A 1,893-nucleotide genomic window follows, 5' to 3' on the forward strand; every position below is an offset into this window, starting at 1 on the left:
GTTATTGGTGGGGGGCGAGGATCAAAGGCTCATCGTCTTTGAAAAAATGCTCATCGATGTTTTTGCCTGTGCCAGTGCGTTAAACCACCTGGAAGTCATCCCGCTTTTCGATCGTCAGCACCGGATGGTGCCAAACGCCGCGATGGTAATTGATGCCCTGCCTGCCGTTGGTGACGAAGGCGCGGACCAAGCCTGATACAGGTTCATCGCCAACTGGCGCGACCACGATCAGAAAGGGGTTGCCGAGCAGCGGTATGAAAGCCTGGCTGCCCAGCGGATGGCGTTCCAGCATGCAAACGGTCAACGGCATGTCCTGCGCGTCGGCGCGGAAGATGCTGATGATCGCGTTGTCCTCAGGCAGAGCGGTTTCGACCGTCGCCAGTTTGTGGAAGCGCATGGTCGAACCGTTGTTGATCATGAAGTGATCGCTGCCGTCGGTTTCGATGACGTCACCGAAAGGGGCGAAGGCTTCTTTGCTCAGCGGTTCAATCGTTAGTGTGCGCATGCTGTTCTTCTTTTCGTTGAGTGATCGTTCCCACGCTCCGCGTGGAAATGCAGCCCGTGACGCTCCGCGTCACATCCAAAACGGACGCAGAGCGTCCAGTGATGCGTTCCCACGCAGAGCGTGGGAACGATCATTGCGGTGTTATTTAGCGACCTTGCCCAGTACACGCAGGCGACTCACACCACCGTCCGGGAACACGTTCAGGCGGATGTGGGTGATCGGGCCCAGCGCCTTGATCTGCTCGACGAAGGTGTGCTCGGCGTGCATTTCCAGCTTCTGGCTTGGCAGCAGTTCACGCCAGAACAGCGACTGGGTTTCGATCTGGCTGTCAGTACCGCCTTTCACGAAAGCGCCCTGGATCGAGCAAGTGTCCGGGTAGTTGCCTTTGAAGTGCAGGGTGTCGACGACGATCTTCTCGATCTCGCCCGGATGACCCAGTGCGACGATCACCCAGTCATTGCCCGGCGTGCGGCGACGTGCAGTTTCCCAGCCGTCGCCCATGTTGATGCCGCGGCCCGGATTGAGGATGTTGCTCATGCGGCCGAAGTGTTCGTCGGAGCAGGCGAGGGCGCGGCCACCATTGAGGGCTGCTGCCAGATCGACTTGCTCGTTGTCGCCAACTGCCGACCAGTCGCGATGCGGCACACCGTACACGCGCAGACGGGCAACACCGCCGTCCGGGTAGATGTTGAAGCGCAGGTGGCTGAACGCTTGGTCGTTGCTGATTTCGTGGTAGTGGTGGCTGTTGCCCTGCAGCTCGACGGCCGACAGCACTTCAGTCCACTGGGTGTTTTCATCAGGCTCGCCCGAGGCCAGGAAGCACGCCTCCAGAGAGGCCGATGGCGGGAAGTTGCCGGTGAAGAATGAAGTGTCGATGTCCACGCCTTTGATCGAGCCCGGTACGCCCAGACGGATCACTGCGCTGTCGAAGCCTTCGAAGCGCTTGCGGCGCGATTCCCAGCCGTCCATCCACTTGCCGTTGTCATCGAACACGCCCTCCTTCCATACGGCCGGGGTCGGTTGGAACAGACGATTGGCGTCTGCGAACCAGTCATCGGTGACCGAGATGATTTTGGTGCCCAGACGGGCATCGGCCAGGTTGACGAATTTTTCGAAAGGTACGGCGTAAGCTTTCATTCTTCTTGTCTGCCTTTAAATAAGTGGCTGGGGATGCTTGCGAGGCCCTGGGCATTCTCCGCGTCTGACATGCTCGGGCCAGGCTTGCTAAAGAGTCAGTAAACGGAACAGGGCGATCTTGTTGATCTCCGCCAGCGCGCATTTGAACTCGGTGTCTTGCGAGTTGTGAATGCGCGTTTCGAACGCCGCGAGGATCTGATGCCGGTTGCTGCCTTTTACCGCCATGATGAAGGGAAACTTGAACTTGGCTT

The 1,893-nt window shown here is 58.8% G+C and carries 2 protein-coding genes and 1 pseudogene; all 3 read right to left on the reverse strand.

The features are described from left to right. Position 1: 1 nt before the first annotated feature. Positions 2-505: pseudogene (locus ACIPIZ_RS24270) on the reverse strand (ureidoglycolate lyase). Between the two features lie 141 nt (positions 506-646). Next, positions 647-1,642, reverse strand: coding sequence for an allantoicase (alc, locus tag ACIPIZ_RS24275; protein WP_095120000.1), 996 nt, complete (start codon positions 1,640-1,642; stop codon positions 647-649). An 87-nt stretch (positions 1,643-1,729) separates the two neighbouring features. Next, on the reverse strand, positions 1,730-1,893 hold a 164-nt coding region (locus tag ACIPIZ_RS24280; RefSeq protein WP_401167939.1), incomplete at its 5' end, for a 2-oxo-4-hydroxy-4-carboxy-5-ureidoimidazoline decarboxylase.

The organism is Pseudomonas sp. NPDC087690, from assembly GCF_044743175.1.
In the GTDB taxonomy this organism is placed as follows: domain Bacteria; phylum Pseudomonadota; class Gammaproteobacteria; order Pseudomonadales; family Pseudomonadaceae; genus Aquipseudomonas.